Origin of the sequence: Mesorhizobium sp. M7A.F.Ca.US.014.04.1.1 (genome assembly GCF_003998745.1) — a bacterium.
Lineage (GTDB): Bacteria > Pseudomonadota > Alphaproteobacteria > Rhizobiales > Rhizobiaceae > Mesorhizobium > Mesorhizobium ciceri.
Genome location: NZ_RZRW01000395.1, coordinates 1 through 5577, shown reverse-complemented (window position 1 = coordinate 5577; position 5577 = coordinate 1). Strand labels below are relative to the sequence as shown.

6 protein-coding genes and 1 pseudogene are annotated in these 5577 nt (G+C 62.8%); 3 read left to right on the top strand and 4 right to left on the bottom strand.

What is annotated here, in order from left to right:
• Together EOA22_RS39715 and EOA22_RS23060 are read right to left on the bottom strand one after the other, a co-directional pair.
• Positions 1–188, bottom strand: a pseudogene (locus EOA22_RS39715) (DsbA family protein); the annotation flags it as partial.
• A gap of 163 nt (positions 189–351) precedes the next feature.
• Positions 352–852 (bottom strand): DUF721 domain-containing protein, encoded by a 501-nt coding sequence (locus EOA22_RS23060; protein WP_013532755.1) that lies wholly within the window; start codon positions 850–852, stop codon positions 352–354.
• 53 nt (positions 853–905) lie between these two features.
• Between EOA22_RS23060 and mutY the strand changes: the two genes are divergently transcribed.
• Both mutY and EOA22_RS23050 read left to right on the top strand, forming a co-directional pair.
• Positions 906–2111, top strand: a complete 1206-nt coding sequence (mutY, locus tag EOA22_RS23055) for an A/G-specific adenine glycosylase (RefSeq protein WP_013532756.1) — start codon at positions 906–908, stop codon at positions 2109–2111.
• Complete coding sequence (locus EOA22_RS23050) at positions 2104–2715, top strand: HAD family phosphatase (RefSeq protein ID WP_013532757.1); 612 nt, start codon at positions 2104–2106, stop codon at positions 2713–2715. The genes mutY and EOA22_RS23050 overlap by 8 nt, the downstream gene beginning before the upstream one ends.
• A 66-nt stretch (positions 2716–2781) precedes the next feature.
• On the opposite strand, the gene EOA22_RS23045 is transcribed toward EOA22_RS23050, so the two are convergent.
• Positions 2782–3915, bottom strand: a complete 1134-nt coding sequence (locus EOA22_RS23045) for a site-specific DNA-methyltransferase (RefSeq protein ID WP_013532758.1) — start codon at positions 3913–3915, stop codon at positions 2782–2784.
• Positions 3916–4090: 175 nt separating this feature from the next.
• Here EOA22_RS23045 and EOA22_RS23040 point away from each other — a divergent pair, with 175 nt between their 5' ends.
• Positions 4091–4777 (top strand): HAD family phosphatase, encoded by a 687-nt coding sequence (locus EOA22_RS23040; RefSeq protein ID WP_013532759.1) that lies wholly within the window; start codon positions 4091–4093, stop codon positions 4775–4777.
• A 42-nt stretch (positions 4778–4819) separates the two neighbouring features.
• On the opposite strand, the gene EOA22_RS23035 is transcribed toward EOA22_RS23040, so the two are convergent.
• Positions 4820–5551, bottom strand: coding sequence for a hypothetical protein (locus tag EOA22_RS23035; protein WP_013532760.1), 732 nt, complete (start codon positions 5549–5551; stop codon positions 4820–4822).
• Between the last annotated feature and the right edge of the window lie 26 nt (positions 5552–5577).

The window sequence follows — 5577 nt, the reverse complement described above, 5'->3', positions numbered from 1 at the left end:
GGCGCGGTGGCGGCGGCCGGCGTGGCCGGCTTTGCGGGAGCGGCCGGCTCGGCGGGCTTCACATTCGCAGCCTTCGCCTCCTCGCCAGAGTCGCTGCAGGCCGCGAGCAGGGCCACCGCCGGAATGGCGGCCAGCGAAGACAGGACGTTTCTGCGAGACAAGCTTTGGCCAAACGGGGGACGGTTCATACGAATCACCTGACAAGGGTTGGATTTTGCAATGCAAAGACACGAAAAGGCGAGAGTTGGCGCGAATTAAGGCATCTCGATCCCCAATCCAATCGCGAAACCTGACAAGGGCGATCACGAATGCGAGATATAGACGACGAATCCATGACTTTCTTCAAGACGCCTATGATTTTCTCTCCCCAATAATGGTCGCGCCAAGTTTCTCCAGCGAGGCGCGCAGTCCTTCATTATCGACCAGGCCGACAGTCCCCGACAATTTCGTCTTCTCAGCCGCGGTCAGCGGTCTCAGGGCCGGTCTGCGCTTTCCTTTGTCGGCTGTCACCGGCTTCTGCAGGATCCTGATGCGGTTGATGGCGGTGAAGCCGAGGAAGGCGTTGACCCGGTTGATGATCTCGCCCGTCTCGTGCTGCAGATGAAGTGCCGCCATGCCTTCGCAGGCAATGACCAGCACGGCCGGCTCGAACGGATCGTCCTCATGCATACGGCGCGGCCACTGGATTTTTTCGGGGCGCGAGTGGCTGGCCAGCCGTGGGCCGGCGATCTCGTCCCATGACTGGACGAGGCCGATCGAAATGCCGGCCCGCTTGCGCAGCACCGGATCGAGGATCCTGGTCGCGAGATCGCTGACCGGGACGGGATTGCCGTAGGGCGTTCTCCCTGCCATGTACGTCCTCCAGCGACGACCCAGCAGATACCGGCCAGGCCAATACAAGATCAATGGCACCAGCAGACCAGACCCGCAAGACCGCATCCTGGGATAGTGGCAAAGCCACATCCGCAGATAGCAGCATAGCTGCATCTGGAGATAGCAGCACAGCTGCATCCGGTGTCAGCGACGATATCGCATCCCGCCTGCTCGGCTGGTATGATGTGCATCACCGTGAATTGCCGTGGCGCATCACGCCCCGTGAGCATGCACGCGGCGTGCGGCCTGATCCCTACCGCATCTGGCTCTCCGAGGTCATGCTGCAGCAGACCACCGTCGAAGCAGTGAAGGCCTATTTCCGGATTTTCGTCGAGAAATGGCCCGATGTCGAGGCGCTGGCCGCGACGCCAGCGGAGGACGTGATGAAGGCCTGGGCCGGGCTCGGCTACTACTCCCGCGCCCGCAATCTCAAGGCCTGTGCCGATCTTGTGGCTGCGCGTGGCGGCCGGTTTCCCGACACGGAGACTGGTTTGAGAGAATTGCCCGGCATCGGCGCCTATACGTCGGCGGCCATCACGGCGATTGCCTTCGACCGCCCCGCCGCGGTTGTCGACGGCAATGTCGAACGTGTCATCTCCCGGCTGTTTTCGATCACAACCCCGCTCAGCGAAGCCAAGCCCGAGATCCGCGCCCATGTCGAGCGCATGGTGCCCGGGATAAGGCCTGGCGACTTCGCCCAGGCGATGATGGATCTCGGCGCCACCATCTGTACGCCACGCCGGCCACGCTGCATGCTGTGCCCGCTGCGCGAAGACTGCGACGCGGTCGTTTCAGGCGATCCCGAGCACTTCCCGGTGCGCCTGCCCAAGGCCGACAAGCCGCAGCGGCACGGCGCGGCCTTTGTCGCCGTACGGGCCGACGGCGCCATCCTTCTGCGCAAACGGGCCGAGAAGGGCTTGCTCGGCGGCATGACCGAGGTGCCGACGACAGGCTGGACCGCGCGGATCGATGGGGCAACCACGCAAGCGGCCGCGCCGTTTCCCGCCGACTGGCGGCATGCGGGCCGCATTGCGCATGTCTTCACGCATTTCGCTCTCGAACTCGAAGTCTTTCACGCTCACATCAAAGGTGATGCGCCAGACGGGCATTTCTGGTCGCTCGCTCACGAGATTTCCGGCGAGGCGCTGCCGACTGTCATGAAAAAGGCAATCGAGGCTGCGATACCCGGCGCGACGAAAAAGCCGTCGCCACACAGTGCAAAGAGGCCCCATGACTGAAATACGCCACATCGTTTTCGATATCGGCCGCGTGCTGATCCACTACGATCCCAACATTCCGTTCAGCCGCCTCATTCCGGATGCCGAAGAGAGAAAGTGGTTTTTCGACAATGTCTGCACGCATGATTGGAACATCGAGCAGGATCGCGGCCGGACCTGGGAAGAGGCCGAGGCGCTGCTGATCGCGGACCATCCCGATCACGCGGAAAACATCCGCGGTTTCCGCCGCCACTGGCACGAGATGGTGCCGCATGCCTATGAGGACAGCGTCGCCATCATGGTCGGTCTGATCGAGAGCGGCCACGACGTGACCATGCTGACCAATTTCGCCAGCGACACGCTGGCCGAGGCCCGCGAGCGCTTCGATTTCCTCAATCGTCCGCGCGGCGTGACGGTGTCGGCCGATATTCGCCAGATCAAGCCCGACCGAGCCATCTACGATCACCACGTCGCCGCATTCGGCCTCGAACCGGCCGCGACGCTGTTCATCGATGACAGCCAGAAGAATGTCGACGGCGCCAAGGCGGCAGGCTGGCAATCGGTGCTGTTCACCGACGCAAGGACGCTTCAAGCAGACCTTGAACGTCTCGGAATCAAGGCCTGATTTGAATCGCTTCGCGCGATCCGTTGAGCCTTTGAATCAAAGGCATTCGAAGCAATTGGCAGGGGCTCAGGCCCCTGCCCGCTCCATGCCGAGCCGCGCGATGCGGCGAAGCTCGTCGATCGGGGTCAGGCCACCGCTGCGCTCATAATGCCAGAAGGTCCAGCCGTTGCAGGCATCCAGCCCCTGCACTTCGGCGCCGACCTTGTGGATCGAACCGGCGCTGTCGCCGATCGCCACCGTGCCGTCGGCCCGCACCTTGGCCGCCCAGCGCTTCTTGGCATCGTAGAGCGTCGCACCCGGCATCATCAGGCCGGTGTCGATCAGGCTGACGAAGGCAACGCGCGGCTCGGCGCGCTTGCCCGTGAGAACGGTGAGATCGGCACCATCCAGCGGCCGCACCGCGTCGATGCGCTCGTTGGCGGCGTCGATGTAGGCCTGCTCGCGCTCGATGCCGACGAAATGGCGGCCGAGGCGCTTGGCCACCGCGCCGGTGGTGCCGGAGCCGAAGAACGGATCGAGCACGATGTCGCCCGGTTTGGTCGAGGCCATCATGATGCGGGCAAGCAGCGCTTCCGGCTTCTGCGTCGGGTGCAGCTTGTCGCCATTGTCGTTCTTCAGCCGCTCGCCGCCGGTGCAGATCGGAAACAGCCAGTCGGAGCGCATCTGGATATCGTCGTTGGACGCCTTCATGGCTTCGTAGTTGAAGGTGTAACCCTTGCCCTTCTGGTCGCGCGTGGCCCAGATCATCGTCTCATGCGCGTTCTGGAAGCGGCGGCCGCGGAAATTCGGCATTGGGTTGGTCTTGCGCCAGACGACGTCGTTTAGGATCCAGAAGCCGAGATCCTGCATCTTGGCGCCGACACGGAAGATGTTGTGATAGGAGCCGATGACCCAGATGGTGCCGTTGGGCTTCAGCACCCGGCGCGCCGCCAGCAGCCAGGCACGCGTGAAAGCATCATAGGCCTCGAAACTCTCGAACTGGTCCCAATCGTCGTCAACGGCGTCGACCTTCGACTGATCAGGGCGGTGCAGGTCGCCGTCGAGCTGCAGATTGTAGGGCGGATCGGCGAAGATGACGTCGATCGATTTTTCGGGCAGCCGGTCTAGCGCGGCGACGCAGTCGCCCTTGAGGATCGTGTCCAGCCATTCGGATTGCTGGGGAGCGTGGGAAAGCTCGTCGAGAAGACGCACGGCAGACATTCTGACACCCAAGGCACGCGTTACTGTTTACTCCTGGTTATGGTTACCGATCAGCGTAAATATTCCGTGAAGGCAAGGGACTGGTGTGGCGAATTTGCGAAGGCGGCCCTGTTGGTGTATGCCGCGCCGCCTGAGCCTTCCGAGGCCACTTCGCCCTCCCATTGTCCGGATCACCATGCCCCAGCCAGACCTTGTCATCTTCGATTGCGACGGCGTGCTCGTCGATTCCGAGATCATCGCCGCCCGCGTCGACGCCGAGCTTTTGACCTTGGCCGGATACGAGATATCGGCTGAGGAGATTTCGGAGAGCTATGCCGGCCTGACCTTCAAGGACATCATGCTGCGGGTCGAGGAAAAGTCCCGCATTCCCTTCCAAGCCTCTCTGATCGACAGGGAGGAACAATTGGTCGACCGCAAACTGCGCAGTGACGTCCGCGCCATCGATGGCGCGCGCGAGGCCGTTGCCGCGGTAACCGTGCCGCGCTGCGTCTGCTCGAATTCACGCTCCGAGAGGATCGAATTCATGCTGGAAAAGGTGCATCTTCTGCCGTTTTTCACCGACCGGATTTTTTCGGCGATGGAAACACCGACCGCGAAAACGAAACCGGCGCCGGACGTGTTCCTGTTCGCGGCGGAGAAACTCAACGCCAACCCGGCGAACACTTTCGTCATCGAGGATTCCGTGCACGGCGTCCACGGCGCAAGGGCGGCGGGCATGCGGGTGATCGGCTTCACCGGCGCGGGACACAGTTATCCCGGCCATGCCGACGCGCTCACCGAGGCCGGCGCCGAAACGGTGATCCGCCGCTGGGCAGAGTTGAAAAGCGTGATCGCCGCGCTGTCGGAGTGGTCGGACGCCTGAGAAGCGTGCGCCGCGACGCACGCCTCATGCAACTGCCGAGACCTAGTTCGTCGCGGCAGCCCTCTTGCGGCGGGTCTTCTTCGACTTGTTGGCCGTTGCCTGATGCGCGGTTTCGTCATAGCCGGCAAAGGCCTGATAATCCTGGGCCGTCGGCTCGGGCACGACGACATTGGAATCGGTGAAGACGAACTGCGTGGCAACGGAAGGATCGGTGACCTGGACCTGATACTGGTGGAGCTGCGAATAGAGGACCTGGGTGCCGTGCATCACCGCCGTTCGGATCGGCATGGTGATCGTGCCTGGAGAAAACTTCGGTCCGGGGACAATCTTGCCGGCGACCGCAATCTTCATCGCCAACTGGCCGTTGGCACGGCTGCAGTCGCGTGTCACGTCGCTGACCGACGCCTGGTAGATGATATTGGCCGAATCGTCGGGCGGCGTTGCAGCAGCGGCGTCAGCCTCGGCCTGGGCCGCGGCATCCTGCGCGGCATCGCCGGTCTTCTTGATCCTGGGCTTGGGCTTCTGAGCTTCCCTGGAATAGGTGTTGAAGAAGGCCGTGCCGTCGCGCACGGTCACCCTGGGACAATAGGCCTGCAACTGGCTGGCCAGGATCTTGGGATCCTGCGGCGGCGGTGGCGCCGTCGGGTCCTCCTTCTTGCCGATGCCGAGGTTCAGGATGCCATTGTCGCCCGATTGGCAGCCGGCGGCGGCAAGCATAAAGCCGGTGAGCGCAAGACCCGCCAAAAAGCGACCACTGAATGTACGAAACGCCATGAAACTGCACTTCCCTCTCCCAAAGC